This is a genomic window from Alkalilimnicola ehrlichii, assembly GCF_003399765.1.
Classification (GTDB): Bacteria; Pseudomonadota; Gammaproteobacteria; order Nitrococcales; family AK92; genus AK92.
Map to the genome: position 1 here is coordinate 17,666 of NZ_NFZV01000021.1, position 24,490 is coordinate 42,155.

General features: G+C 59.5%; 21 protein-coding genes, 2 tRNA genes and 1 pseudogene. 21 read left to right on the forward strand and 3 right to left on the reverse strand.

Features of this window, described 5'->3' with window-relative positions; translation table 11 throughout:
• Positions 1 to 185 precede the first annotated feature (185 nt).
• The 3 genes from CAI21_RS17000 to CAI21_RS17010 all read left to right on the forward strand — a co-directional run bounded on the left by CAI21_RS17000 (position 186) and on the right by CAI21_RS17010 (position 2,768).
• A complete protein-coding gene (locus tag CAI21_RS17000; protein ID WP_116303389.1) occupies positions 186 to 965 on the forward strand; it encodes a slipin family protein in 780 nt (259 codons plus the stop codon).
• On the forward strand, positions 958 to 1,875 hold the full coding sequence (xerD, locus tag CAI21_RS17005; RefSeq protein WP_116303390.1) for a site-specific tyrosine recombinase XerD: 918 nt from the start codon (positions 958 to 960) through the stop codon (positions 1,873 to 1,875). Before CAI21_RS17000 ends, xerD begins: the two co-directional genes overlap by 8 nt.
• A 167-nt stretch (positions 1,876 to 2,042) precedes the next feature.
• Positions 2,043 to 2,768, forward strand: a complete 726-nt coding sequence (locus tag CAI21_RS17010; protein ID WP_116303391.1) for a DsbC family protein — start codon at positions 2,043 to 2,045, stop codon at positions 2,766 to 2,768.
• Between the two features lie 47 nt (positions 2,769 to 2,815).
• On the opposite strand, the gene fdxA is transcribed toward CAI21_RS17010, so the two are convergent.
• Positions 2,816 to 3,139 carry a ferredoxin FdxA gene (gene fdxA / locus CAI21_RS17015; protein ID WP_116303392.1) on the reverse strand — a complete coding sequence of 108 codons (324 nt, stop codon included), beginning with the start codon at positions 3,137 to 3,139 and terminating at the stop codon, positions 2,816 to 2,818.
• A gap of 96 nt (positions 3,140 to 3,235) precedes the next feature.
• A complete protein-coding gene (gene mutS, locus CAI21_RS17020; RefSeq protein ID WP_116303393.1) occupies positions 3,236 to 5,857 on the reverse strand; it encodes a DNA mismatch repair protein MutS in 2,622 nt (873 codons plus the stop codon).
• A gap of 450 nt (positions 5,858 to 6,307) precedes the next feature.
• Between mutS and CAI21_RS23300 the strand changes: the two genes are divergently transcribed.
• The 17 genes and pseudogenes from CAI21_RS23300 to CAI21_RS17105 all read left to right on the forward strand — a co-directional run bounded on the left by CAI21_RS23300 (position 6,308) and on the right by CAI21_RS17105 (position 22,056).
• Positions 6,308 to 6,466: a hypothetical protein gene (locus tag CAI21_RS23300; protein WP_181919490.1), complete on the forward strand. Its 159-nt coding sequence runs from the start codon at positions 6,308 to 6,310 to the stop codon at positions 6,464 to 6,466.
• A 145-nt stretch (positions 6,467 to 6,611) separates the two neighbouring features.
• Positions 6,612 to 7,268, forward strand: a complete 657-nt coding sequence (locus tag CAI21_RS17025) for a TetR/AcrR family transcriptional regulator (protein ID WP_147305547.1) — start codon at positions 6,612 to 6,614, stop codon at positions 7,266 to 7,268.
• A gap of 33 nt (positions 7,269 to 7,301) precedes the next feature.
• The gene (locus CAI21_RS17030) at positions 7,302 to 7,646 is read left to right on the forward strand and encodes a hypothetical protein (RefSeq protein ID WP_116303395.1); all 345 of its coding nucleotides are present in this window, start codon (positions 7,302 to 7,304) and stop codon (positions 7,644 to 7,646) included.
• Between the two features lie 17 nt (positions 7,647 to 7,663).
• Positions 7,664 to 8,419, forward strand: a complete 756-nt coding sequence (locus tag CAI21_RS17035) for a TonB-dependent receptor plug domain-containing protein (protein ID WP_116303396.1) — start codon at positions 7,664 to 7,666, stop codon at positions 8,417 to 8,419.
• Positions 8,365 to 9,498, forward strand: a pseudogene (locus tag CAI21_RS17040) (TonB-dependent receptor); the annotation flags it as partial. The gene CAI21_RS17035 and the pseudogene CAI21_RS17040, both read left to right, overlap by 55 nt.
• Positions 9,499 to 9,520: 22 nt before the next feature.
• Entirely contained in the window at positions 9,521 to 10,408 is an 888-nt protein-coding gene (locus CAI21_RS17045; protein ID WP_220348641.1) for an ABC transporter ATP-binding protein, read from the forward strand.
• A complete protein-coding gene (locus CAI21_RS17050; RefSeq protein WP_116303399.1) occupies positions 10,405 to 11,103 on the forward strand; it encodes an ABC transporter permease in 699 nt (232 codons plus the stop codon). The genes CAI21_RS17045 and CAI21_RS17050 overlap by 4 nt, the downstream gene beginning before the upstream one ends.
• A gap of 1,225 nt (positions 11,104 to 12,328) precedes the next feature.
• A complete protein-coding gene (locus CAI21_RS17060; protein WP_147305152.1) occupies positions 12,329 to 13,711 on the forward strand; it encodes a gluzincin family metallopeptidase in 1,383 nt (460 codons plus the stop codon).
• A 618-nt stretch (positions 13,712 to 14,329) separates the two neighbouring features.
• On the forward strand, positions 14,330 to 14,857 hold the full coding sequence (pncC, locus tag CAI21_RS17065; protein ID WP_116303402.1) for a nicotinamide-nucleotide amidase: 528 nt from the start codon (positions 14,330 to 14,332) through the stop codon (positions 14,855 to 14,857).
• Positions 14,858 to 14,967: 110 nt separating this feature from the next.
• Positions 14,968 to 15,525, forward strand: a complete 558-nt coding sequence (gene thpR, locus CAI21_RS17070; protein WP_181919492.1) for an RNA 2',3'-cyclic phosphodiesterase — start codon at positions 14,968 to 14,970, stop codon at positions 15,523 to 15,525.
• Positions 15,526 to 15,800: 275 nt separating this feature from the next.
• Positions 15,801 to 16,835 carry a recombinase RecA gene (gene recA / locus CAI21_RS17075; protein ID WP_116303404.1) on the forward strand — a complete coding sequence of 345 codons (1,035 nt, stop codon included), beginning with the start codon at positions 15,801 to 15,803 and terminating at the stop codon, positions 16,833 to 16,835.
• A 2-nt stretch (positions 16,836 to 16,837) separates the two neighbouring features.
• On the forward strand, positions 16,838 to 17,314 hold the full coding sequence (locus CAI21_RS17080) for a regulatory protein RecX (RefSeq protein ID WP_116303405.1): 477 nt from the start codon (positions 16,838 to 16,840) through the stop codon (positions 17,312 to 17,314).
• Positions 17,315 to 17,327: 13 nt separating this feature from the next.
• Positions 17,328 to 19,928 (forward strand): alanine--tRNA ligase, encoded by a 2,601-nt coding sequence (alaS, locus tag CAI21_RS17085; RefSeq protein WP_116303406.1) that lies wholly within the window; start codon positions 17,328 to 17,330, stop codon positions 19,926 to 19,928.
• Between the two features lie 61 nt (positions 19,929 to 19,989).
• Entirely contained in the window at positions 19,990 to 21,234 is a 1,245-nt protein-coding gene (locus CAI21_RS17090) for an aspartate kinase (RefSeq protein WP_116303407.1), read from the forward strand.
• Positions 21,235 to 21,520: 286 nt separating this feature from the next.
• A complete protein-coding gene (gene csrA / locus CAI21_RS17095; protein WP_116303408.1) occupies positions 21,521 to 21,733 on the forward strand; it encodes a carbon storage regulator CsrA in 213 nt (70 codons plus the stop codon).
• Between the two features lie 86 nt (positions 21,734 to 21,819).
• A tRNA-Ser gene (locus CAI21_RS17100) sits at positions 21,820 to 21,912 on the forward strand.
• 67 nt (positions 21,913 to 21,979) lie between these two features.
• A tRNA-Arg gene (locus CAI21_RS17105) sits at positions 21,980 to 22,056 on the forward strand.
• Positions 22,057 to 22,586: 530 nt separating this feature from the next.
• Here the strand turns inward: CAI21_RS17105 and CAI21_RS17110 are convergent.
• Positions 22,587 to 23,495: an AraC family transcriptional regulator gene (locus tag CAI21_RS17110; protein ID WP_116303409.1), complete on the reverse strand. Its 909-nt coding sequence runs from the start codon at positions 23,493 to 23,495 to the stop codon at positions 22,587 to 22,589.
• 267 nt (positions 23,496 to 23,762) lie between these two features.
• Here CAI21_RS17110 and CAI21_RS17115 point away from each other — a divergent pair, with 267 nt between their 5' ends.
• Complete coding sequence (locus tag CAI21_RS17115) at positions 23,763 to 24,485, forward strand: SDR family oxidoreductase (RefSeq protein WP_116303410.1); 723 nt, start codon at positions 23,763 to 23,765, stop codon at positions 24,483 to 24,485.
• Positions 24,486 to 24,490 lie beyond the last annotated feature (5 nt).

Genomic DNA, 24,490 nt, shown 5'->3' on the forward strand with positions numbered 1-24,490 from the left:
TCGTTGATTTTAAGGGGCGCAGAGGAATCTGCCAGCGTTTCTTAACTGGGGTGGCGCATTGTAGCGCATAGAGATGCACTTAATAGTCCCCGTATGTCATGGTAGACAGCGGCGACAGATCAGGGCTTCTTCCCGCTATACTCCGATTGATAGGGCATGGCGGAAAGAGGCCTTAAGGAGGGCTCATGGAAACCGTTCTTCTCATTATTCTCGGTTTTATCGTCGCGTTGCTGTTTTCGGCAGTTCGCATCTTGCGAGAGTACGAACGCGGCGTGATTTTTCAGCTTGGGCGATTTTGGCGTGTGAAAGGCCCTGGCTTGATTCTCGTGATTCCGATTGTGCAGCAGATGGTTCGGGTCGACTTGCGAACCATCGTCATGGACGTGCCCAGCCAGGATGTTATTTCCAAAGATAACGTTTCGGTGAAGGTAAATGCCGTTTTGTACTTCAGGGTGGTTGATCCCGAGCGAGCGGTTATCCAAGTCGAAGATTATTTCATGGCAACCAGTCAGCTTGCTCAGACCACGCTACGCTCGGTGCTCGGCCAACACGAATTGGACGAGATGCTGGCCGAGCGGGAGAAATTGAACACCGATATTCAAGCGATTCTGGACGATCAAACCGACGCTTGGGGCATTAAAGTCTCGAATGTCGAGATTAAGCACGTCGATATCGACGAGAGCATGATTCGCGCAATTGCGCGGCAGGCGGAAGCCGAGCGCGAGCGGCGGGCGAAGATCATTCATGCGGAAGGCGAGTTGCAGGCCTCGGAGAAAATGTATCAAGCAGCCGAAATCCTGTCGCGTAATTCGCAGGCTATTCAGCTGCGCTACTTGCAGACCTTGACTCATATCGGTGCCGATAAGAACTCGACTATCGTATTCCCCATACCGATGGATATGGTTAATACGCTTAAAGGGTTATCGGATAAGTTAGCCGGCGAAAAGAAAGAGTCGAATGAGTGATACTGGATCGCCGATCCCGGTCGAGGAACTGCAGCATATCGAGCAGTTCCTCGACGGATTATGGTTGGAACGGGGGTTGAGCGAACGGACCTTGTCCGCTTATCGGTCGGATTTGGAAGGTTACGCGCATTGGCTATCGGTAAGCGGTGTCGGCTTGTTGGCAGCCGGGCGGGATCGGGTCCTGGATTTTCTTGCCTATAAGGTACAGGCCGGTGCCAAAGCGCGTACAACCGCTCGTTTGTTGTCCAGCCTACGCCGTTTTTACCGCTGGCAGTTAAGGGAAGGGCGCATCAAGGAAGACCCCACCGCACGGGTGGAATCGCCAAAGCTAGGGCGGCCATTGCCGGCGGCATTGAACGAGCAGGAGGTCGAGCGCCTGCTGGCCGCGCCGAATGTCGAAGACCCTGTGGGGCTGCGCGATCGCGCGATGCTGGAACTATTGTATGCGACCGGTTTACGTGTCTCGGAGCTGGTTAGTTTGGGTTTGGGCGATGTCAATGTTCGCCAAGGGGTGGTACGAGCGATCGGAAAAGGGGATAAAGAGCGGCTGGTGCCGCTTGGCGAGGAAGCGCTCGACTGGTTGGCGCGTTACGTTAAGGCCGGGCGGTCCGCCTTATTGGCAGGAAAAGTTTCGGAGTTCGTCTTTGTGACGGGGCGCGGCGGTGGCCTGACCAGGCAGGCGTTTTGGTACCGAATCAAGCATTACGCCCAAGTTGCTGGCATCGCAAAACAGTTATCGCCCCACACGCTGCGCCATTCCTTTGCCACCCACCTGCTCAATAACGGTGCCGACCTGCGCGTCGTCCAACTACTTCTAGGGCACACAGACCTATCGACTACTCAAATTTATACGCATGTTGCGAGCCAACGCTTGAAGGACTTGCACGCGACTCATCACCCTCGCGGTTAGGCGTATTCGGCGGAAGTTGCCAGTGGTTTCATGCTTTGCTTTCCCCGAATGGTACTAATGCGTAGACGCCGGTAGCAGCTTCTGTGCATACTTCCTGGTGCCGATGGACGCACCTGCCGTAGCGGTAGGTAACGGACCTGTTAAAGAATAGGGATTCAGGAGTCATCATGATTAAACGCGCGCTGGTTGCGCTTATATTGGGCGCCTTCGCTACCGCCGCTGTATACGCGAGCGAAACGGATAAGGTTAAGGAGCGGGTGGTCGAAACGCTGGAACGTTTGAACCCAAGCTTAAGCGTTAGCGAGGTTAGCTCGACCCCGGTACCCGGACTGTTCGAAGTTGTGGTCGGGGGGCAGATCGTCTACTTTTCCGCCGACGGCCGTTATATGGTCCAGGGCGAGTTGGTCGATATTCGCGAACAGCGCTCCCTGACGGAGGCTAGTCGAACCTTACAACGGCAAGCGCATCTGAGCCGTATCGACCCGGCTGAGCTTATTACTTACCCCGCGCAGGGCGAGACGAAGCATCGGGTAATCGTGGTGACCGATATCGATTGTCCGTATTGCCGGCGAATGCATGCCTATATGGACGATATCAATGCGCTTGGCATTGAAGTCAGCTACTTGCAAATGCCGCGCGCCGGTGTTGGCAGCGAGTCGTACCGCAAAGCCGTTTCCGTCTACTGCGCGGATAATCCGCAAGAAGCCATGGATCGCGCGAAGGCCGGTGGCTCGGTGGCCAACAACAACTGCGAAAATCCCGTGCGTTCCCACATGGAATTGACTGCGCAACTGGGCATTAATGCCACGCCGACCACGGTAACCGAAGATGGCGCGGTGATACCGGGCTACATGGAAGCGGAGGCGCTGTTACGTCGCTTAGAGCAGCGTTGATGCGAAGCAAATGTTGCAAATAAAAAAGCGGCCTTTTGGCCGCTTTTTTATCGTTCTAAGAGCTTTAGCTTATCCGGTTTACCGTCCCACTCCTCGGCGTCGGCCGGGGGATCTTTCTGCTCGGTGATAACAGGCCATGCCTGAGATAGCTCAGCGTTGAGTTCCAGGAAGTGGGCCTGGTCTTCCGGCAAGTCATCTTCCGAATAGATTGCCTCGGCAGGGCACTCGGGTTCGCAGAGGGTGCAGTCGATGCACTCGTCGGGGTCGATAACGAGGAAATTGGGGCCTTCATGGAAGCAGTCGACCGGGCAGACTTCCACACAGTCCGTGTATTTGCACTTGATACAATTTTCCGTGACGACAAAGGTCATGGCATGCTCCGCTGCTTGTTCGTTTTCAAGCGCCCACCGGTGGCCGCTTTAAATCGAGCGTTATTCTAAAACAGTTTCGTGTCTTACGACAGCGTTTCACGCTCCGCTGTAGAAAGCTCGGCAATCGATGGCCGGGTTATTGCCGCCGCCGTTTTTCAGTTCATAAAGCGCATCGAGCGCTTGTCGGGGCGTCATGTCGTCCGGCTCCAGTTCGTCTAAGCACTCCAAAGCCGGATCGGTCGCGGGTTGCTCCAGGAAAAGCGATAGTTGATCGGCCGATTGGGTGCGGCTGTCTTCCTCCAGTTCCCGAAGCTTGCGCTTGGCCGCGCTAATAACAGATTCCGGCACCCCAGCGAGCGAGGCGACCTGCAATCCATAGCTTTGGTTGGCCGGCCCGGCTTTGAGCGCGTGCAGAAAGACAATACGATCGCCGTGCTCGACGGCATCGAGATGCACATTCGCAACCCCCGGCATCTGCTCCGGCAGACTGGTTAGCTCGAAGTAGTGGGTAGCGAATAAGGTATAGGCGCCAATGCGTTCGGCTAGGTGGGCGGCCGCGGCCCACGCTAACGATAAACCGTCGAACGTGCTGGTGCCGCGGCCGATTTCGTCCAGCAGGACTAAGCTGTCTCGTGTCGCATTATTAAGAATATTGGCCGTTTCCGTCATCTCGACCATGAACGTCGAGCGGCCGCCGGCAAGATCGTCCGAGGCCCCGATGCGAGTGAAAATCCGATCGACCGGGCCAAGCCGGGCATGCGCGGCGGGCACGTAACTACCGATATGCGCCAGCAGAGTAATCAGCGCGACTTGGCGCATGAACGTCGATTTACCGCCCATGTTAGGACCGGTAATAATTAGCATTCGCTGCTTACTGTCGAGCGACACGTCGTTGGGCACGAAGGGGGTGTCGAGAACTTGCTCGACGACGGGATGACGACCGCCTTCAATGATCACGCCCGGCTCGTTGCTGAGCTCAGGGCGGCTGTAGTTTAGGGTCTCGGCGCGCTCGGCGAGCGTGCAGAGCGTATCGAGTTCGGCGAGCCCTGCCGCGCAGGCTTGCAGCGGCGTCAAATAATGCCCCAAGCGTTCGAGGAGGTCCTCGTAGATGGCTTTCTCTCTCGCTAGCGCGCGTTCTCGGGCGCTTAGTACCTTATCCTCGAAGCCTTTCAGTTCAGGGGTTATATAGCGCTCGACGCCTTTAAGGGTTTGGCGGCGAATGTAGTGTCCCGGCACTTTGTCCGATTGACTGCGGCTAAGCTCGATATAGTAGCCGTGGACCCGGTTGTAGCCGACTTTGAGGTTGCCGATGCCGGTGGTTTCTTGTTCGCGGCGCTCCAGATCGAGCAGGAATTGGTCGGCGTTTCTGCTGAGATTGCGTAGCTCGTCGAGTTCGGCGTCGAAATCGTCCCGAATAACGCCGCCGTCGCGGATTAGCACGGGCGGATTGTCGATGACAGCGCTGGTGAGCAGTTCGAGCGTCTCAGGGTGCTCGGCGATGCCGTCGCGAAGCTCCTGTAACCGCGGTGCGTCGAGTGGCGCCAGTTGGGTTTGAATCTCCGGCAGCCGCGCCAGCGCGTCGCGGAGTGTGCTGAGGTCGCGTGGGCGCGCGGATTTCAAAGCGACTCGGCCGAGAATGCGTTCGATGTCGCCAAGCCCGTTCAGCGATGCGTGCAGGCCTTCGTGAGCGTGAGTCTCCAGTAACAGCGCGATGGCGCCGTGGCGTTTGGCGAGGACGCTATGGTCTCTTAAGGGGCGGTTGAGCCACCGCCGCAATAAGCGACTCCCCATCGCGCTCACGGTCCGGTCAAGCACCGCGGCCACCGTATGGTCCTGGCTGCCGCCGAGGTTGTACTCCAGTTCAAGATTACGGCGACTGGCGGCGTCGATAATGATGCCGTCCTCGCGCCGTTCGACCTGGATGCCTTGCAGATGCGGCAGGCTGTTGCGCTGAGTTTCTTCGACATATTGCAACAAACAACCGGCGGCGCGAATCGCTAACGGCATGTCGGCGCAGCCAAAGCCGCTTAAATCGCGGGTTCCGAATTGTTGGTTCAACAAGCGAAGGCAGGTGTCGTACTCAAAGTGCCATGGCGGACGCCGGCTAACGCCTGGAAAGTCCAGCAACGCCGCGGGCGTGTTGGCGTTGTCGTCGACAAGCAGTTCGGCCGGGCGCAAGCGTTCCAGCTCGGCCAACAACGCGTCTCGATCCTCAACCTCCAGTACGCTGAATCGGCCGCTGGACACTTCCACTGCGGCAATGCCGAAACGCTCTTTGTCTTGCGCCACGGTGACCAGCAAATTGCTGCGGCGCTCTTCCAACAAGGCCTCTTCGGTCAAGGTGCCGGGAGTAACGATCCGTACGACCTGGCGTTCGACCGGGCCTTTGCTCGCGGCAGGATCGCCGATCTGCTCGCAAATGGCCACCGACTCGCCTTTGCGCACCAGTTTCGCAAGATAGGACTCGACGGCATGTACAGGCACGCCGGCCATGGGGATCGGCCGTCCGGCCGACTGGCCACGGGTGGTTAGGGTGATATCCAGCAGCTTAGCTGCGCGCGTTGCATCGTCGAAGAACAGCTCGTAAAAGTCTCCCATTCGATAGAACAGGAGAATGTCCGGATGCTCCGCCTTGATGCGCAAAAACTGCTGCATCATGGGCGTGTGTCCCTTTAAATTCGCACTTTGCTGAATTTCCTGCTTGTTCGCTTGCTGCATAGTTGTCATATCGATTGGGGAGCGAATGGGTCTGGCGGAGGATGGCGAAGGGAGGAGTATTCCTCCCTTCGCCATCCTCCGCGAGGGGCACCTATTGTAGGCGTTGTCGCTCAGAATTTCCTGCTTTACGGTCGAATAGCCATACCCGAGCTTGCCGCTAGGCGGTTCGGCCACGGCATTTCGCGTTCATATGCTCGGCCACCGCCTCGGGCCGGTTGCCGTTGGTATAGGCGAACGGTGCCGCAAGTACTTTACTGGATCGCCTGGATTTTTCCTGTTGTTGACGGGTTGCTCAAGCTCGGTTTCGTGACAGAGCCTTGGGACTGACCCTGGTCGAGTACGAGACCAGGAGCCAATGGGAATCGTTCGCAACAGTTGATATGTGACTGTTGGTCAGTCATTATCTGTCGCACGCCATACATCTGGTTCTTTGTGGCTCGATGAACGGGTTTGACGCAGATATTAGGGACCGACATCCACTCTGCCTTCAAGCAGGCGCAGACAGAGTACCGCCAGCGCCGGATGGCGCTCGACGCCGACCGTCCCAATTGCCGCTTTCCGCTGAGCTACCGCGAGCGCGCCATCATCATGACTGCCGCTGCCTGCTAACGGTGGTCAGCACAGGATGTCCGCTGGTATGGCTGCAAGAGGTTGTGGGCTCGGGCGATAATATGACCGGCCACCGGTCAGGAGGGGGCATGCTGTCTATTCTGTGGCGAAATATTTCTTCGAAAATATCAGAGGAGGCGAATGGGTGACCCGTTCAGGCATCCAGTCCAAGAGAAGAGCATCGCCCGGTCGTCCCCGCACGAAGCCGGCGGAAGTGCGTGCCCAAGAGCTGATGGATGCTGGAGAAGGGCTCTTTCTGGAGCAGGGCATCGTTGCCACCAGTATCGACGACATCGCGAAGGCAGCCAACGTCGCCAAGGGTACATTCTACCTTTACTTTCAATCCAAAGACGATCTCGTTGCGGCACTGTGCGAGCGTTACGTGGAGAATTTCCAGCAGCGCATCGAAGAGCAGGAGTTCCTGGCTGACGATGATGATTGGCTCGGTCGTATGGACCGGTGGATCGGGGCCGTCGTGTCCGTCTATCTGGATAGCATCGAGCTGCACGACATGCTATTCCACAGCGTTGTTCACCATCCGGAGCGCAGGGTCTCGGAAGGCGACGGACTCATCGTGCGCGCTCTGGCGGTGCGGCTGAGCGAAGGCACCGAGGCGGGTGTCTGGCAGGTCGATGACCCCGAGATGACGGCTGTCTTGATCTATCATGCTTTCCACGGCGCACTCGATCACGCTACCTTGACCAAAGGCCGCAAGCCAAACCGGGAGACGCTGATCGAGCAGCTTCGCTTGTTTTTCCGACGGGTCGTTTCAGTTCCTCCAGACACTCACCGCACCGGCTGAACGGATTTCAGTTTTCTTGAGGAGACTATCGGCATGAAAGTTAATGACTGTCCGTCAGTCAATGTTATGTTATATCGTTCTATTTGTGGCTATGTGTTGGTATTGTTACTCCTGAGCGCCGGGTCGTCGGCAAGAGGCGAAGCTATCACGTTGGAGAGCTCCGATGCAGGCCGTCGCGACGACTCCGCATACGTACTCGATGCCATCACAGTGACGGCCCGCCGGGTTCTTGAGCCGCTGCATCACGTGCCGGCGAGTGTGGCGGTCATCGAGCCGGATGCGGACAAGAACGGCGCTATCGACGCGGCCACCGAGGCTGCAAGAAAAGCGCCCAATCTGGCACTGAGCGACACCGGGCCCGGCGCCGATTCGGACTGATCCGCGGTATCGGACTCATGGGGCATCCGGTCAGCCCCTTTGACGGCACGGTCAGCTTTGCCTTGAACGGTCAGCCGCTCTCAGGCGATGCGGGCTTCACCCAGTCTCTCGATATCGAGCGTATCGAAGTGCTGCGTGGACCGCAGAATATCCTCTTCGGCCGTAGCTCACAGGGTGGAACGATCAATATCGTGCCGAACCTACCCGACTGGCAACGGGAGCGCCGGGTAGCCGCTCAGCTTGGCAGCGACGGCCAGTACCTGACCGACCTGATCGTTGGCGACGCGATCACGGACGGGGTGGCGGCCCGCGCTGCGGTGCGCTTCGCCGGGGCAGATGGGTACATGGACAATGTCGGTACCGGAAACGAGCTGGGGCGGAATCGTCTGGGTGCGGCGCGCGGCAGTGTGACATTCGATCTGGGCTACTGGACGACACTGACGGCCACGGGCTATGTCGAGCGGGACCGTATGCGCGGGGCAACCTGGGTGCTCCGCGAAGGTCCCCACGAAAGCTGGCTGGACAAAGATCCGGACGCGACCCGCCGGCTGCGCATCGGCGGGCTTGAACTCAAGCATGCCTTCCGGGCGTTCGATCTCACCGCGTCGCTGGGTTTTCAGGACATCCGGCTGGAGCAGTCCACGCCCACCATCGACGCACATATTTATTCCCAGGTGCTGGGAGTGCCGGCGAGCGCGCTCGTGGGCCTGTCCTCGACCAATTGGGCGGAAACGAAACGCACGAGCGCGCCTGGTCCGGCGAAATCCGGCTGACTGCTCCCGAGGCGTCGGCATGGCGCTGGGCGACGGGCTTGAGTGCCTACACCTCCGAGGTGGACCGCTACGGCGTGCAGCGCAGCTCCTTGGCCGCCACCGGCAACGGCCTCCATGACGGTAGCCTCGAGCTGACGACGTTTTCCGCATTCGGCGAAATCGGCATTCCGTTTACTGATCGTTTCACCTTCACACCGGGGCTTCGCATCGGCCGCGACAGGATCCGCTACGCCAACCGCTTCGATTCCCAGGGCGCTCCGGGCCTGGTGCCCGAGTTCGAGGAGCACGATACCTGGTCCGAAACCTGGATCACCGGCGGCGCGGGGGTCGATTATCGGCTGCTTGAAGACGTGCTGGTTTACGGCTCGGTCAAGCGCGGTCATTCCTCAGGCGGGTTCTCATCGGTCAATGAAAATGCCGGCTTCGGGGTTCCGCTGCAACCCTACGAGGCCTCCACGTCCTGGACCTACGAACTCGGCACCAGAGCCGCGCTCATGGACGGTGCTGTCGCCGTTTCGGCGGCCGCCTTCTTCAATGATGTGCGAAAGGGCCACTTGCAGTCATACGATCTGCTGACCTACCACAGAGTCGTCGTGCCCATCGACTACGAAACCTACGGCTTCGAGACCGATGCCCGCGCGCAGTTCGCCGATGGTTGGAGCTTGTTCAGTGGCCTCGGCTACACGCGGGCCGAGCTTAAGAATGTGCCGTCCGACGAGCCGGCCGGCGCCCGCGACGGCAATCGCGTACCGGGCGTTCCGGAATGGACCGGAACCTTCGGGCTGGAGAACCGTTTTAACCCCCCGGCCTTCGGTGCCGGCGGCCAAATCGTATCCGCCATCGATCTTCAGTATGTCGGGTCGCGTGCGGCGGATATCCGCAACAGTTTCGATCTGAAGTCCTACACCACGATCAACGCCCGGCTCGGCTGGCAACGGAATGACCTATCGATCTACGCCTATGGCCGCAACCTGCGCGACAAGCGGCCGGAAAAGGCGGGCACCGAGGTGGCCGGCGTCCAGGCGTTGTCGCTTGGCCGGGGAAGGACTGTGGGCGTCGGCCTTACAGCGCAATTCTGAACCTGAAAACAAACCGGGCTGAATGATGAAACTTGTCATCGAGAACCTTTCGAAAACCTATCCCAACGGCACACAGGCGCTAAAGCACATCAACCTGGAGATCGGCAAGGGCATGTTTGGCCTGCTCGGACAGAACGGTGCCGGCAAGTCCACCCTGATACGCACCATCGCCACCTTGCAGGACCCCGACAGCGGATCCATTCGTTTTGGCGACATCGATGTGCTGAAGCAGCCGAACGAGCTGCGCAAAGTATTGGGCTATCTGCCGCAGGAATTCGGCGCCCACCCGGCGCTCACGGCGGAGGAGATGCTCGATCAGATCGCTGACCTGAAGGGTATCGCCAACCGGGCCGTGCGCCGGGAAACCGTGGCCTACCTACTCGATAAGGTCAATCTGTACGAGGTCCGGAAAAAGCGGCTCGGCGGCTATTCCGGCGGCATGAAGCAGCGCCTTGGGATCGCCCAGGCCCTGCTTGGCGCCCCCCGGCTGATCGTTGTGGACGAACCGACCGCCGGGCTCGATCCGCTGGAAAGGAACCGGTTCTACAATCTGCTGGCGGAGATCGGCGAACACGTCACCGTACTGCTGTCCACCCACATCGTGGATGACGTGAGGGCCTTGTGCAGCGAGATGGCCATCATCGGCGACGGCAAACTGCTCGCCAAGGATACGCCGTCCGCGCTTGAGGATTGGCTCGCCGGGAAGTTGTGGGAGCGTGCCATCGACAAGGACGAGCTCGATCACTATCGTCGGCGCCACCACGTCATCTCGTACCATCTGCGCGCCGGGCGGATGTTTATCACGGTCTTCGCCCCGTCGCCGCCGGGCGCTGGTTTCGCACCAAAGACCGCCACCCTGCAGGATGTCTATTTCTGGATCACCACCCCGCGCGAGGAGGTGGCCGCGTGATCACCAGCATCTTCTCGCGCGAAGTCCTCTATCGCCTGCAGCGGCCGCTCACCTGGTTCGTGCTGCTGTTGATGATCTACCAGGGTATCGTCTATTCCACCGCCACCTACGACCGGATTATCAACGAAGGCGTCTGGCTCAACGCCGCCGCCGTCGCGCACATCAACCAGGCCGGCATCGGATTTCTGCTCTTCATCGTGATCGCGATCATCACGGGCTCGGCGCTGCACCGCGATCTGGAGCACAGAACCGCCGCGCTCCTCTACACCTGTCCGGTGAATGAGAAACGCTTCTTCCTGGAGCGGTTCGCGGCCGCATTCGCCATCAACGTGCTCCTCGGCCTGGGCTATATCGCGGGCATGCTCCTGATGCCGTGGTTGCCCGGGTCATCGGGTGCGCCCGTTGGGCCGGCTCCGCTGGGCCAGATGGCATGGAATTTCGCACTGTTCATGCTGCCGAACCTTTTCTTGCTAACCGCGCTGAGCTTGGCGCTAGTGGTGATCTTTCGCCAAGTCACGGCCAGTTACATCGGCATGGCGGTGCTGATGGTCCTGCTACTGCTCACCGAATTCGTGCGCGAGCATACCCCCTACCTCAATCTGGTGCTGTTGCTCGATCCGCTCGGATACGGCATCAGCATGGAGACGGTGATTGCCATGGGAGTGGCTGAAAAAACACCGCCTATTTCCCGCTGACACCCATTCTGATCTACAACCGCCTGCTATGGCTGTCCGTATCCTGCGCCTGTTTCCTGCTGGCTTGGCGTTACTTCAGCTTCAAGCGCTTCATTGCCGCCGATGCGGGCGGCGGGAGCCGGGTTACCGACCAGGCCGGCGATCGAAGCGAACCTGCCCGCCCTTCTGCGGTGGTGCTCAACTTCTCCGCCGGCACGCTGTTGGGGCGACTGCTGCGCCTGGCCTGGCGCGACTTCGCCACGGTCACGCGGCCGGTCGGCTTCCGGGTCGTGGTTGCCGTGCTAGCCGTCCTGGCGCTCTTCTATCACGTGCTCTGGCAGGAAATCGACTTCCTCGGAATGGCCAAGCTGCCGCTCACCTATGAGATGGCGATCGCGCGGGAGCCCATGAGCGTATACCTCTTCGTGCTGTTCGCGATCTGGACGATCGAAACCCTGTTCAAGGACCGCACGGTACGCATCTGGGAAGTCACCGAGAGCCTGCCGGTTCCCACCTGGGTCCTCTTCCTGTCGCGATTCATCGCGATGGCGGCCGTCAGCCTGGTTTTCGTCGGCGTGCTGCTCGCGGTCGGCCTGCTGGTCCAGCTCGGGCGCGGCTTCACCGATATCGACTGGGCGCTCTACCTGCACGACCTGCTGCTCTACCGCCTGGGGTGGCTAACCTACCTGCACGTCATCGCGCTGGCCCTGTTCGTGGGAGCCGTGTTGAACAACCGCTACCTGGCACATGCCGTCACGATAGGCATCCTGCTGTTCGTCTTCATCGCACTGATCTCCGGCATGATCGAGGAGTACCGCTACCTGTACGCCTACGTGCCGGGCGTCGAAGAATACTCCGAGATGAATGGCTACGGCATATTCGCGGTGTCGGGCTTCTGGTACGGGCTCATGTGGTCCTTCCTGGCGGCTGCGCTGATCCTGCTGGCGTTCGGGCTGTGGAACCGGGGTGCGCCCGGCCACTGGTCGCGAGGCTCCGCCTGCTGCCGGGCCGATTATCTTATGTCGGTATTGCCGGCGTGGTCGCAGCGTTCGCGGCCTTTGGCTATGCCTGGTCCCACGTCCATCACAACGTCTATGAGCTCGCGGACTACAAATCATCCTCCCAAAAGGACGACGAAGCGGCCGCCTACGAAACCGCCTACCAATGGGTGCGATCGATACCGCAACCAGTCGCCACGCATATCGACCTTCGCCTGGATCTTTACCCGGACGAGCGGCGGGTCGACATGGCCGTGGAGCTGCTGCTCGAAAATGACAGCGACGCCCCCGTCGAGACCTTGCATTTTGAATATCCCGAGTTCGCCAGCCTGGAGATCCTGGAAGCGCGGCGGGACGGGGCAGGGGGCCAGGTCGCCTTGACTCCCGTCTCCCGCGACGCGCGTTTCCGGCACGCGGTGTACCGGTTATCAACGCCGCTGCCGCCCGGAGAGCGGCTCCGCCTGCGCGCGCGCGGCCGGCTACAGTATCTGGGCTTCACGCAGGACGAGGAAGACCCGCAGGCCAAGATCACCTTCAACGGCAGCTTCCTGGGTACAGAGCTGCTGCCCCGACTCGGCTACGACAACGGCCGGGAACTGGTCGAAAACCGAGAGCGGATCGCGCGAGGACTGCCCAGGCTTGCGTCCCGCAAAGCGCCGCAGGACGATCCCGTCCATCGCCGGCGTTCGGTCTTCTCCGGGCTTTCGCCGCGGGCAACGGCCGACATCACCGTGAGCACGCCGGCATCCCAGACTGCATTCGGACCCGGTGCGCTCATCGCGCGTCGGGTCCAAGGAGACCGCGCCATCTCCAGCTTCAGGCTTACCGAGGCGGCGCCGCTCAACTGGCATATTGGCAGTGCCGCCTATGAGGTGGCGGCGTTCAGCATCGGCCGGCCGGAACGCCCCGTGGCGCTGGAGGTTCTTCATCACCCCGGCCATGCCTGGAACCTCGATCACATCCGTGCCGCCGCCGATGCGGCGCTCGCCCATATCGAAAGCGAACTGGGCCCCTATCCCTACCAGCAACTGCGCATCGCGCAGATTCCGTTCTACGCCGAGACCAGCCACGCCTATCCGAACGTGATCGCGATTCCGGAGAACCACGGCTGGTTTGCCGCCGTCCGCGAGCCCGCCGGCGCAGCCTACGTGTACTACATCGTCGCACGGGCGTTGGCCGCACAAGTGCTGGCCCATCATCTGGACATCGCCGATGTGCAGGGTGCGGGACTGTTCACCCGCACGCTTCCCGAACACTACGCACTGGAACTGGTGCGCAAGCGCTTCGGCGATGCCGTGCATGCCGACGCGCTCACCGCAAAGGCGGACGACTACCGGCGCGGCCGGGGGCGCGAACCCAATACCGAACCCGCGCTGCTGTACAGCGACGGGGCGGACTACGTGGAGGCGGACAAGGGGCCCATCGTGTTCGCATATCTGGATGAACGTGCGGGGCAGGGGGCTCTCGGCCGCGCGCTGGCGAGCTTCGTCGCGCGCTTTGCGGGTACTGGTGTCCTGATTGACAGCACCGATCTGCTGGAACACCTGGAACGGGAACTGCCCGCCGATCTGCGCCAGGAGATGAGGGAACAGTTTCTCCGCACCGACCATGCGGGATTACCGGGCTTCTGAGAATCCGGCGCAGAAAATGCGAGCGACATCACCTACGAACGTACTCGCGGCGGTTGGCTGTATCTGACCGCCGTGATGGAGTGCTTCTTTCTAACCCTAACTACGCAAACCACGAAAAGCCGTACGCGATGTTGCCGACTACATTGTAGGGTCCTACAACAGCGTGCGTCTGCACTCAAAACTGGGCTACCTGCCGCCTGAAGCGTACGAGCGGGCAACCTGTCCGAAATTAGCTGACCATTACAACGGGTGCGTGTCCCTTTAAATTCGCACTTTGCTGAAATTCCTGCTTGTTCGCTTGCTGCATAGTTGCCATATCGAATGGGGAGCGAATGGGTCTGGCGGAGTGCGGCGGAGGGAGGAACTCTCCTTCCTCCGCCGCACTCCGCAAGGGGTACCTAACTTCCTGCCTTACGGTCGAATAGCCATACCCGAGCTTGCCGCTAGGCGGTTCGGCCACGGCATTTCGCGTTTATATGCTCGGCCATCGCCTCGGGCCGATTGCCGTAGATATAGGCGAACGGTGCCGCAAGTACTTTACCGGATCGCCTGGATTTTCCTGTTGTTGATAAGAATCGTCTACTCTGGGTTGTTTCGGGTGCGACAGAGAGAAGAGACATGCCGAATAACGTCGATGCGACCCTAGAAGAATTGGCTCAAGCTGTTGGCGGCGAACTTAAACGCCGCGGTTGGCGGCTGACGGCTGCCGAGTCGTGTACCGGCGGTTGGATTGCAAAGCTGGTTACCGATGTCCCCGGCAGCTCCGAATGGTTTGGGTATGGCTACGTGACCTACAGCAACGAGGCGAAGCAGGCACTATTAGGCGTGCAAGCGGAGACGCTGGCAGTACAGGGTGCCGTTAGCGATAGCGTGGTGAGGGAAATGGCATTGGGCGCCCTTCGTAACAGCGGTGCCGATATCAGCGTCGCCGTCAGCGGTGTCGCAGGTCCAGGAGGCGGGAGCGAGCATAAACCCGTCGGTACTGTGTGGTTTGCATGGGCTTGGGGTGGGCAGGAAGTGGTAGCGCGGCGTCTGTTTGAGGGTGACCGTAAGGCGGTGCGTCAACAAGCTGCGGAATGTGCTTTGCGGGGCATTCTGCAGGCCTTGTCCGGCGAGGGCCCGGCAATGAATGCCGACCTGCTCTAGCGTAAGGCGGACGACGGCTGGCCGTTTTTGGTGCAGCGGATGTCTGCGAAGGTGGGAGGGCTATTCAGGGCCGGGGTAAGCAAGGAACCATGGTCAATGGAGAGTACTTCATGGAGGAAGACAAGGTCGAAGAAAAGTGGCGGTTGTTTTTCGCACTCTGGCCGGACGAGCGAGCTCAAGAGCGAGCGGCTCTAGAGGCACAGTCTGTGGGCGGACGTCGAGTCCAACCGCAGAACTTACACGTAACGTTGTTATTTCTCGGCGGTGTCGACGCGGAGCGAGTCACAGAAATCGAAGCGCAGATGGCCGCGGTGGAAACCGACAGCTTCGATATCTGTCTGAGCAGACGTGAAGTAACGCGACGCGGCATTGCTTGGTTGGCGGTGCGAGAAATTCCCGCCCCCCTGCGAGAGCTATACCGGCAGGTGGTGGCAGGTTGCGAGGCGCTGGGGATAGAGCTCGAGCAGCGGCCGTTTCGGCCGCACCTGACGTTAGCGCGAAGAGCGCGGCCGCATAGGCCGGTGATGATCGAGCCGATCGAATGGCGCGTACGCCGGTTTAGTCTGGTGCGCTCGCAGTCGGACCCCAGCGGCGTGCAGTACCACACGCTACGGGAGTGGCCGCTGCGAGAAGCCGTGGGAGACTCGCTGGCCGCTGTGCGTAGTTGAATGTGTGCTAGAAAGTGGCGCGTCGTGTTCGCGGATTGAACTCATTCTCTGTTCGAGCGGTTACTCGTCTATCTATTTGCGGGCATGGTCGTTCGCGGCCGTGCGCATGAACTCCCGGAAGGCACGGGAGGCTACTCTGCCCCCGCAACTGGATAGGCGATCGGCCGCTAGCAGCGCTTTTCGTGCTGCGAGGAATGAGCAGGGGTAGGAGAGTTCCTACGAATGTGGGATAATATCGCGCTTGTTTTAATTGGGCGATTTAGCCGGAGAGCGGAATGGACGAGAATCGCAAAAAGGCCCTGGGCGTAGCGCTCGGACAGATTGAAAAGCAGTTCGGCAAAGGGGCCGTGATGCGCATGGGCGATGCCCGTGCGGTGCGAGATGTGGCAGTAATTCCAACCGGTTCGCTGACACTGGATCTGGCACTAGGCATCGGAGGCTTGCCGCGCGGTCGTGTGGTGGAAATCTATGGGCCGGAGTCTTCCGGGAAAACCACCCTAACGCTGCAAGTTGTCGCTGAAGCTCAGAAAATGGGCGGCACGGCGGCGTTTGTCGATGCCGAGCACGCGCTGGACCCGGATTATGCGGAAAAACTGGGCGTTAACGTCGATGAGTTATTGGTATCGCAGCCCGATACCGGCGAGCAGGCGCTGGAAATCGCCGATATGCTGGTGCGCTCTGGGGCTGTCGATGTCGTTATTGTCGACTCCGTGGCGGCATTGACGCCGAAAGCGGAGATCGAAGGCGAAATGGGCGACTCTCATGTCGGCTTGCAGGCACGGCTGATGTCGCAGGCGCTGCGTAAGCTCACCGCCAATATTAAACGCTCCAACACGCTGGTTATTTTCATTAACCAGATTCGTATGAAAATCGGCGTGATGTTCGGTAGCCCGGAAACCACGACGGGCGGCAACGCGCTTAAGTTTTACTCCTCGGTTCGACTCGATATTCGTCGCCTCGGCGCCTTGAAGAAAGGCGACGAAGTAATCGGCAACGAAACGCGCGTAAAAGTCGTCAAGAACAAAATGGCGCCGCCGTTTAAGCAAGCCGAGTTTGAGATTCTCTATGGCGAGGGGATTTCCCACGAAGGCGAGCTGATCGACCTTGGCGTCAAAGAAGGGTTCGTCGATAAAGCCGGTGCCTGGTATAGCTACAATGGCGATCGGATCGGCCAAGGCAAGGATAACGTCCGCAATTTCCTGAAGGACAACCCGCAAATTGCCGAGCAGATCGAGCGGCAGTTGCGTGAGCGTCTGCTTGGCAAACCAGCGCCGGATGCCGAGGAAAAGGAATCTGAAGCGGAAGCTTAACCTTGGTTGAGCCGACCTTGACGGAGGCTCGCGAGCTGGGCATCCGATTACTTGCCCGGCGCGAGCACTCCGTTCGCGAGTTGCGGCGGAAAATGCGTGCGCGGGAGCTTCCTGACGCTGTGATCGAGGAAGCCTTGGCGCAACTACAAGCGGAACGCTTGCTCAGCGACGAGCGTTTCGCGGAAGAATTCGCCCGGAGTCGACGCAGTCAAGGTTACGGGCCTGTGCGTATCGTTGCGGAATTGCGCGAGCGCGGGGTCGAGAAAAAGCCATCAGAATTGACGGAAACGGATGAGGAAGTTTGGGCCGGGTTGGCGGCTGCCGCCCGGCTCAAGCGTTTCGGGCCAGGTGCGCCTGAGACTATAAGGGAGCGGAATCGGCAGTTTCGTTTTCTCAGTAATCGGGGGTTCACCGCTGAGCAGATCCGCCAGGCCTTTACGGCGGCCGCATCCGGCGAGGATGTTAACTTTAACGAATAGTGAAGCTTTGCCCATGAAGAGCAGCGCAGATATTCGCCAAGCCTTTCTGAATTTCTTTTCGGAACGCGGCCATCAGGTCGTGTCCAGTAGTTCGCTTGTACCCGGCAACGATCCAACCTTGCTCTTCACCAACGCCGGTATGGTGCAGTTCAAGGATGTTTTTACCGGTCGCGAGAAACGCCCCTATACGCGAGCGACCAGTTCTCAGCGGTGCGTGCGTGCCGGCGGCAAGCATAACGATCTGGAAAACGTCGGTTATACCGCGCGCCACCATACTTTCTTCGAGATGCTGGGCAATTTCAGCTTCGGCGACTACTTCAAGCACGATGCGATCCGCTACGCCTGGGAGTTTCTCACCGAGGTCGTGAAACTGCCGCCGGAGCGTTTATGGGTAACGGTTTACGAAGAGGACGACGAGGCTGCCGATATCTGGCTGAAAGATGTGGGCGTCGATCCGAACCGCTTTTCGCGAATCGGTGCAAAGGATAATTTTTGGTCTATGGGCGATACCGGGCCTTGTGGTCCGTGCACCGAGATCTTTTACGACCACGGGTCGGAGGTTGCCGGCGGCCCTCCAGGAACGCCCGAAGAAGACGGCGATCGTTACATCGAGATCTGGAATCTCGTGTTCATGCAGTACGACCGCAGTGCGGACGGCAGCATGACGCCATTGCCGGCGCCTTCGGTCGATACCGGCATGGGCTTAGAGCGTCTGGCGGCAGTTGTGCAGGGCGTTCATAGCAACTACGAGATCGATTTGTTCCGTCGCCTTATCGGGGCGGCTGCGGAGTTGGCAGGGCGGTCGGGCGAGGACAATAGCTCGCTGCGGGTTATCGCCGATCACATCCGTGCCTGCGCGTTTTTGATCGCCGACGGCGTGTACCCGAGCAACGAAGGGCGGGGTTATGTCCTGCGTCGGATCGTGCGCCGGGCTATTAGACATGGCTACAAGCTCGGGATCGATAAAGTATTCTTCTATCGTTTGGTAAGCCCGTTAGTGGACGAGATGGGGGCCGCCTATCCGGAGCTGACTGCGGCACGCGAGCAAGTCGAGCGGGTGTTGCAGCAGGAAGAGGAGCGTTTCCGGGAAACGCTGGAGCAGGGCATGAAACTGCTCGACGAAACGTTGGCGAACCTGACGGAAAAGCGGATTCCCGGCGAGACCATATTCCGTTTGTATGACACCTATGGCTTTCCCGTCGATTTGACAAACGATGTGGCGCGGGAGCGGGGTTACGAACTCGACGAGGTCGGCTTCGAAGCGCACATGGAAGCGCAGCGAGAGCGCGCCAGATCGGCCAGCCAGTTCAAGGCAGACTATAGCGCCGCCGCGGCGTTCGAAGGTCGTTCGGAGTTTACCGGCTACGACAGTTGCGAGGGTGGCGGCAAAGTGCTTGCGCTGTATCGCGAAGGTAAGACGGCAAAGGAACTGGCTGCGGGCGAGGAGGGGATGGTTATTCTGGACCGGACGCCCTTTTATGCCGAGTCCGGCGGGCAAGTCGGCGACAAAGGTGTGTTATTGGCGCCGGGCGTCGAGTTCGACGTTACCGATACAGTGAAATTTGGCGACGGTCATGGCCATCTTGGACGGGTGCGAGCAGGTTCGTTAGCGCTGGGCGCCGAAGTCGTGGCGCGTGTCGACGGAGCTAATCGCCAAGCGACCATGCTAAATCATTCCGCCACCCATTTGCTGCACGCAGCACTTAGGCAAGTCCTTGGGGAGCATGTCGTACAAAAGGGCTCGTTGGTTGCCCCTGACCGTTTACGCTTCGATTTTTCCCATTTCGAAGCGGTGAGCGACGACCAGCTGGTTGAGCTTGAGCGCTTGGTGAACGCCTGGATTCGTGCCAACGCAGCGGCGGATATTCGTCGTATGGGCTACGACGAAGCTATTGACTATGGTGCTATCGCGCTGTTCGGCGAGAAGTATGGCGATGAAGTGCGAGTATTGCGCTTCGGCGATTTTTCCACCGAGCTTTGCGGCGGAACGCATGTCGGTCGCACGGGGGATATCGGTTTCTTCAAGATTATCGGCGAAAGCGGCGTTGCTGCGGGTATTCGTCGTATCGAGGCAATCACCGGGGACGAGGCTGTCGCTTGGGCCGAGGATAGCGAGCGGCGCCTCGACCGGTTGGCCAAAGCGCTGAAGGCCAGTCCGGACACGGCGGAGGTCAAGTTGAATCAACTGCTTGACCGGAGTCGCCAGTTGGAGAAAGAACTGGAGCGGTTACAACAAAAACTGGCGAGCAAGGCTGGAGCTGATTTGGCCTCGCAAGCGGTGGATGTCGGCGGAATCAAAGTATTGGCGGCGCAGCTCGATGCCGGGCAGGCCAATGCTATGCGCGAAACCGTCGATCAGCTCAAGAACAGCTTGGGTAGCGCAGTCGTTTTGTTGGCCGCGGTAAAGGATGAGAAGGTGCGGTTGGTGGCCGGGGTTACCAAAGATTGCACCGATCGGGTGAAGGCCGGTGAGTTAGTCAACCACGTCGCCGCGCAAGTAGGCGGCAAAGGCGGTGGACGTCCCGATTTTGCGCAGGCGGGCGGCTCCGAGCCGAGCAAGTTGCCGCAGGCGTTGGAAAGCGTCGTGGAGTGGGTGAACGCGAAGTGCGGGTAAACGTTCAACTACTGGATTATTTATTGTTTAATATGGCCCGTTTCAGGCAAGTGCAAAATTTATGGCTCTAATCGTACAGAAATATGGCGGTACCTCCGTTGGCACTACGGAACGTATCAAGAACGTAGCGTCCAAGGTTTGCGCCAGCCGTGAAGCCGGTAACGACGTCGTGGTCGTCGTCTCTGCTATGAGCGGCGAGACCAACCGTTTGATCGGCTTGGCAAAGGATGTGAATCCGAAAACGCCGGCGCGCGAGTTGGACGTTCTTCTATCCACCGGCGAGCAGGTTACCATCGCGCTGCTTACCATGGCGTTGGAGCAGTTGGGTTGTCCGGCTCGCTGTTATACCGGCGCTCAGGTGCGAATTCTGACCGATAGCGCGCACAGTAAAGCGCGAATTCAGGATATCGACGCCGAAGTGATCGGCAACGATCTCAAGCAGGGGCGGGTAGTGGTGGTTGCCGGCTTCCAAGGGGTCGACGAGACCGGCGCGATTACCACGCTGGGGCGCGGTGGCTCGGATACGACGGCTGTCGCCTTGGCGGCTGCCCTGGGCGCGGATGAGTGCCAGATTTTTACCGACGTCGATGGCGTATATACCACCGATCCGCGGGTCGTGAGCAAAGCGCGGCGTCTTGAACGCATCACCTTCGAGGAAATGCTCGAGATGGCCAGCTTGGGCTCTAAGGTGTTGCAGATTAGGGCGGTGGAATTCGCCGGCAAATATAAGGTGCCGCTGCGGGTACTCTCCAGCTTCAAAGAAGGCCCCGGCACCCTGATTACCTTTGAGGACGACGATATGGAAGAACCGCTCATATCCGGCATTGCATTCAGCCGCGACGAAGCTAAATTGACCGTGCTCGGTTGCCCGGATAAGCCCGGTATCGCTTGGAGTATTCTCGGCCCGATTTCCGAAGCGAATATCGAAGTCGATATGATCGTTCAGAACATTAGTAATGACGGCCTGACCGATTTTACTTTTACCGTACATCGTAACGACTACGATCGGGCGCTGGAAATTCTGGAAAGGACCGCAAAAGACATGGGTGCCCGGGAAGTATATGGTGATACCAAGATCATCAAGCTCTCCTTAGTGGGTGTCGGTATGCGCTCGCACGCCGGCGTAGCCTCTCTTATGTTCCGCTCCCTGGCCGACGAGGGGATAAATATCCAAATGATTTCCACCTCTGAGATAAAGATCTCGGTTGTGGTGGACGAAAAGTACTTAGAATTAGGCGTGCGTGCACTGCATACCGCTTTCGATCTCGATGACGAAAACGGTACTGCGACAGTAGAAGGCAGCTGAGGCAGTGTCCGGGGCTCTGGCGACTTGTTCTAGCCAAGCGATTACATGGACCGGTTATGCCGATTTAGGAATACGGGTACTTGTATATGTCGAATACGGCATCGGTTTGGTTATACATAGGTCGGGTCAGAGCACGTATAAGCACAGTTGTTAAAATGCGACCGAAGCGCTTTCGCGCCGAGAGAGGAATAGTGGCGGCCCGTCTGCGCGCTACCTCGGACGATAAGCCGGTTGTCTTGGCTGGTGTGGGGGTTCCCGGGCTGGCAGGAGTAATGAGGAGAGGGAGATGCTGATTCTCACGAGACGGGTTGGCGAGACGCTGATGATTGGTGACGAAGTAACGGTCACCGTGCTAGGCGTCAAAGGCAACCAAGTACGTATAGGGGTTAATGCGCCGAAGAATGTTTCCGTGCATCGGGAAGAAATCTACGAGCGCATTCAAAGAGAGCGTGAGGGTGGAGCGGAAGCAGCTAATCGCGATACTTCCACAACGGAATAAACACGGCCTTTACGAAGGCGATGTTTTACCGTATCCTAGGCGCCCGTTGTTGGTGAGCAGCTAAAAGCTCTTGCCAACAACTATACGGAGAGATGGCCGAGTGGCTGAAGGCGCTCCCCTGCTAAGGGAGTATGGGTATAAAACGCCCATCGAGGGTTCGAATCCCTCTCTCTCCGCCAAATAATTTAGTTGGTTATTAGGGATTGACGAAGACGCTAATAATCGACATAATTCGCACCCAACAACGCGCCCGTAGCTCAGCTGGATAGAGTACCTGGCTACGAACCAGGCGGTCGGAGGTTCGAATCCTTCCGGGCGCGCCATTTAAGAAAACCGATGCAAATGCATCGGTTTTTTTTTGCGTTTCGCGCCCGGAAGGGTTCGAACCTCCAATGAACAAGTGGGTTCGACGGGCGCGACGTAGTCGTGCCGAACGGCGGAGCATAGCGGAGCCGGCCCGTAGGGCCGACCGCAGGTCGGTAATTCTTCCCTGCGCGGCATTTAAGAAAGTAAAAAACAGCCGGTTAGAGTGACTGCTCTAGCCGGCTGTTTTATTTCCCGCAGCCTTGCGGGAATTTTGCGGGAGTTCTCCTACCACCCGCAGTAACGTGACCTTCCTCGTCGTCGCTTCCGTCAGTCTGTCCACCGCGTCCACAAGCTCCTGAAGCTTCCCAGGCGAGTAGGGCGCCGTTGATGTCCCGGTTAGTGTGCCCGAGCAACACCTGGCGCGTCTCCTGCGGCACCCCGGCGGCCAGCCAACGCCTGGCGATCTGCAATAACCCGCTACGTCGCCGGAGTCGATCAAACAGGCAGGACTCCCGCCTGTGTGGCGTCCTACCCCACGTGACAACTCTCAATGCGGCACTGCCAGGCCTGCCACCCGTTCAGGGGGTAACAGCGTCAGCAAGGCTTTCATCTCACGCACCTCCTCGCCGGGCGGCCGGCCGAAGAAGCGCTTGAACTCACGGCTGAACTGCGAAGGGCTCTCGTAGCCCACCCGAGCGGCCGCCGCCGCTGCAGGCAAGCCATCCCGGATCATCAGCATTCGCGCCTGATGCAGTCGCGTCGATTTGATGTACTGCAGAGGGGTGGTTTGCGTCACCGCCTTGAAGTGCACATGAAAGACCGCTGTGCTCATGCCGACTTCGCTGGCCAGGTACCCCACCTCCAACGGCTCGGCGTAATCCTCGTGGATGCGGTGCAACGCCTTGGCGATTCTGCCGAACTGGCCCTGCTGGGCCAGCGCCGCGCGCACGCTGCCGCCCTGCTCACCGACCAGCACCCGGTAGCAGATCTCCCGCACGATACTGGGCGCCAGCACCTGTGCCTCCGTTGGCGAGCCAAGTGCCTCGAGCAGCCTGAGCGTGGCATCTGACATCGGCGCATCGAGCGGCGTGGAGAGCATGCCCCGCGGCGGTGCCGCCGAGCATGCGTCCGGCTGGTCCAACATGAAGGCCAGCTCCGCCACCACGGACATGTTCAGCCGAATTGAAATGGCCAGCAGCGGCTCCTCGGGACTAGCCTCGGTATCCGAGGTAAAGGGCAGCGGCACCGACAGCACGAGATAGTGCAGGGCATCGTAGAGATACACTTCATCGCCCAGGTAACCTCGTTTGCGCCCTTGGCACACGATCACGATGCTCGGCTCGTACAACACCGGGGTGAGCTTCAGCGGGCGGTCCGAGCGCATGAAGCGCACCTCGTTCAGCAGCGACTGGGTATACCCCTCTTGCGGCGCTAGCCGATACAGCAGTTCGATCATTCGCTCTTGGGAATCGAAAGTAGGTCGTGTCACCACGTGGTAGTCCTCGCTTTTCGCCTCACTTAGGCATTTAGGCAAATTTTTCTCGCAAAAGACACCTTAAAAGCACCTCGTCAATAGGATTAGGCAATGTTGCAATAGAAATGGCTCTGTCGGCTTGCAGTGCGCCTCCGTAGGCTTACCACAACAACGACGCTCTTGCTCGTGGATCGATTATCCGAGCCCCGCGAGAGAGTCATCCCAAGCCACCCATACGGAGTTATTCTGATGAGCAAAGTCATTCTTCTCACCGGCGCCAGCAGCGGCATTGGCGAGGCCACCGCGCGGTTGCTGGCCAAACAAGGCCATCGGCTGGTCATCGGCGCACGCCGTACTGAGCGCCTGGGAGCGCTGGCCCAGGCCATGCGTGCCGAAGGCGGCAACGTGGAGTATCGTTTGCTGGACGTCACCCAGCGCGAAGACGTGCAAGCCTTCGCCGATGCCGCGCTGGAGATGCATGGTCGCATCGACGTGATCATCAACAATGCCGGCGTCATGCCGCTCTCGCCCCTGGCCTCGCTCAAGGTCGAGGAGTGGGATCGCATGATCGACGTCAACATTCGCGGCGTGCTGCACGGAATCGCCGCCGTACTGCCCACCATGCAGGCCCAGGGCGGCGGGCAGGTGATCAACATCTCCTCCATCGGCGGGCTCTACGTGGTGCCCACCGGCGCCGTCTACTGTGCGACCAAGTTCGCCGTGCGGGCCATTTCCGACGGGCTGCGCCAAGAGAACGACAAGCTGCGCGTCACCTGCGTCTATCCCGGCGTGGTGGAGTCGGAGCTGGCCGACACCATCACCGATGCCGGCGCCGCCGAGGCGATGAAGAGTTTCCGCCAGATCGCCCTCAAGCCCGACGCGATCGCCGCAGCCATCGCTCACGTCATCGCCCAGCCCGACGAGGTGGACACCAGCGATATCGTGGTTCGTCCCACCGCAAGCCCGGCATGAGCCCA

Coding starts and splice junctions, on each gene's coding strand:
- alaS (WP_116303406.1), top strand. CDS start 17,328: ATGAAGAGCAGCGCAGATATTCGCCAAGCCTTTCTGAATTTCTTTTCG.
- fdxA (WP_116303392.1), bottom strand. CDS start 3,139: ATGACCTTTGTCGTCACGGAAAATTGTATCAAGTGCAAATACACGGAC.
- xerD (WP_116303390.1), top strand. CDS start 958: ATGAGTGATACTGGATCGCCGATCCCGGTCGAGGAACTGCAGCATATC.
- CAI21_RS17115 (WP_116303410.1), top strand. CDS start 23,763: ATGAGCAAAGTCATTCTTCTCACCGGCGCCAGCAGCGGCATTGGCGAG.
- pncC (WP_116303402.1), top strand. CDS start 14,330: ATGCCGAATAACGTCGATGCGACCCTAGAAGAATTGGCTCAAGCTGTT.
- CAI21_RS17010 (WP_116303391.1), top strand. CDS start 2,043: ATGATTAAACGCGCGCTGGTTGCGCTTATATTGGGCGCCTTCGCTACC.
- thpR (WP_181919492.1), top strand. CDS start 14,968: ATGGAGGAAGACAAGGTCGAAGAAAAGTGGCGGTTGTTTTTCGCACTC.
- CAI21_RS17090 (WP_116303407.1), top strand. CDS start 19,990: ATGGCTCTAATCGTACAGAAATATGGCGGTACCTCCGTTGGCACTACG.
- CAI21_RS17035 (WP_116303396.1), top strand. CDS start 7,664: ATGGGGCATCCGGTCAGCCCCTTTGACGGCACGGTCAGCTTTGCCTTG.
- csrA (WP_116303408.1), top strand. CDS start 21,521: ATGCTGATTCTCACGAGACGGGTTGGCGAGACGCTGATGATTGGTGAC.
- CAI21_RS17000 (WP_116303389.1), top strand. CDS start 186: ATGGAAACCGTTCTTCTCATTATTCTCGGTTTTATCGTCGCGTTGCTG.
- mutS (WP_116303393.1), bottom strand. CDS start 5,857: ATGCAGCAAGCGAACAAGCAGGAAATTCAGCAAAGTGCGAATTTAAAG.
- CAI21_RS17045 (WP_220348641.1), top strand. CDS start 9,521: ATGATGAAACTTGTCATCGAGAACCTTTCGAAAACCTATCCCAACGGC.
- CAI21_RS17030 (WP_116303395.1), top strand. CDS start 7,302: ATGAAAGTTAATGACTGTCCGTCAGTCAATGTTATGTTATATCGTTCT.
- recA (WP_116303404.1), top strand. CDS start 15,801: ATGGACGAGAATCGCAAAAAGGCCCTGGGCGTAGCGCTCGGACAGATT.
- CAI21_RS17060 (WP_147305152.1), top strand. CDS start 12,329: ATGGCCGTGGAGCTGCTGCTCGAAAATGACAGCGACGCCCCCGTCGAG.
- CAI21_RS17110 (WP_116303409.1), bottom strand. CDS start 23,495: ATGATCGAACTGCTGTATCGGCTAGCGCCGCAAGAGGGGTATACCCAG.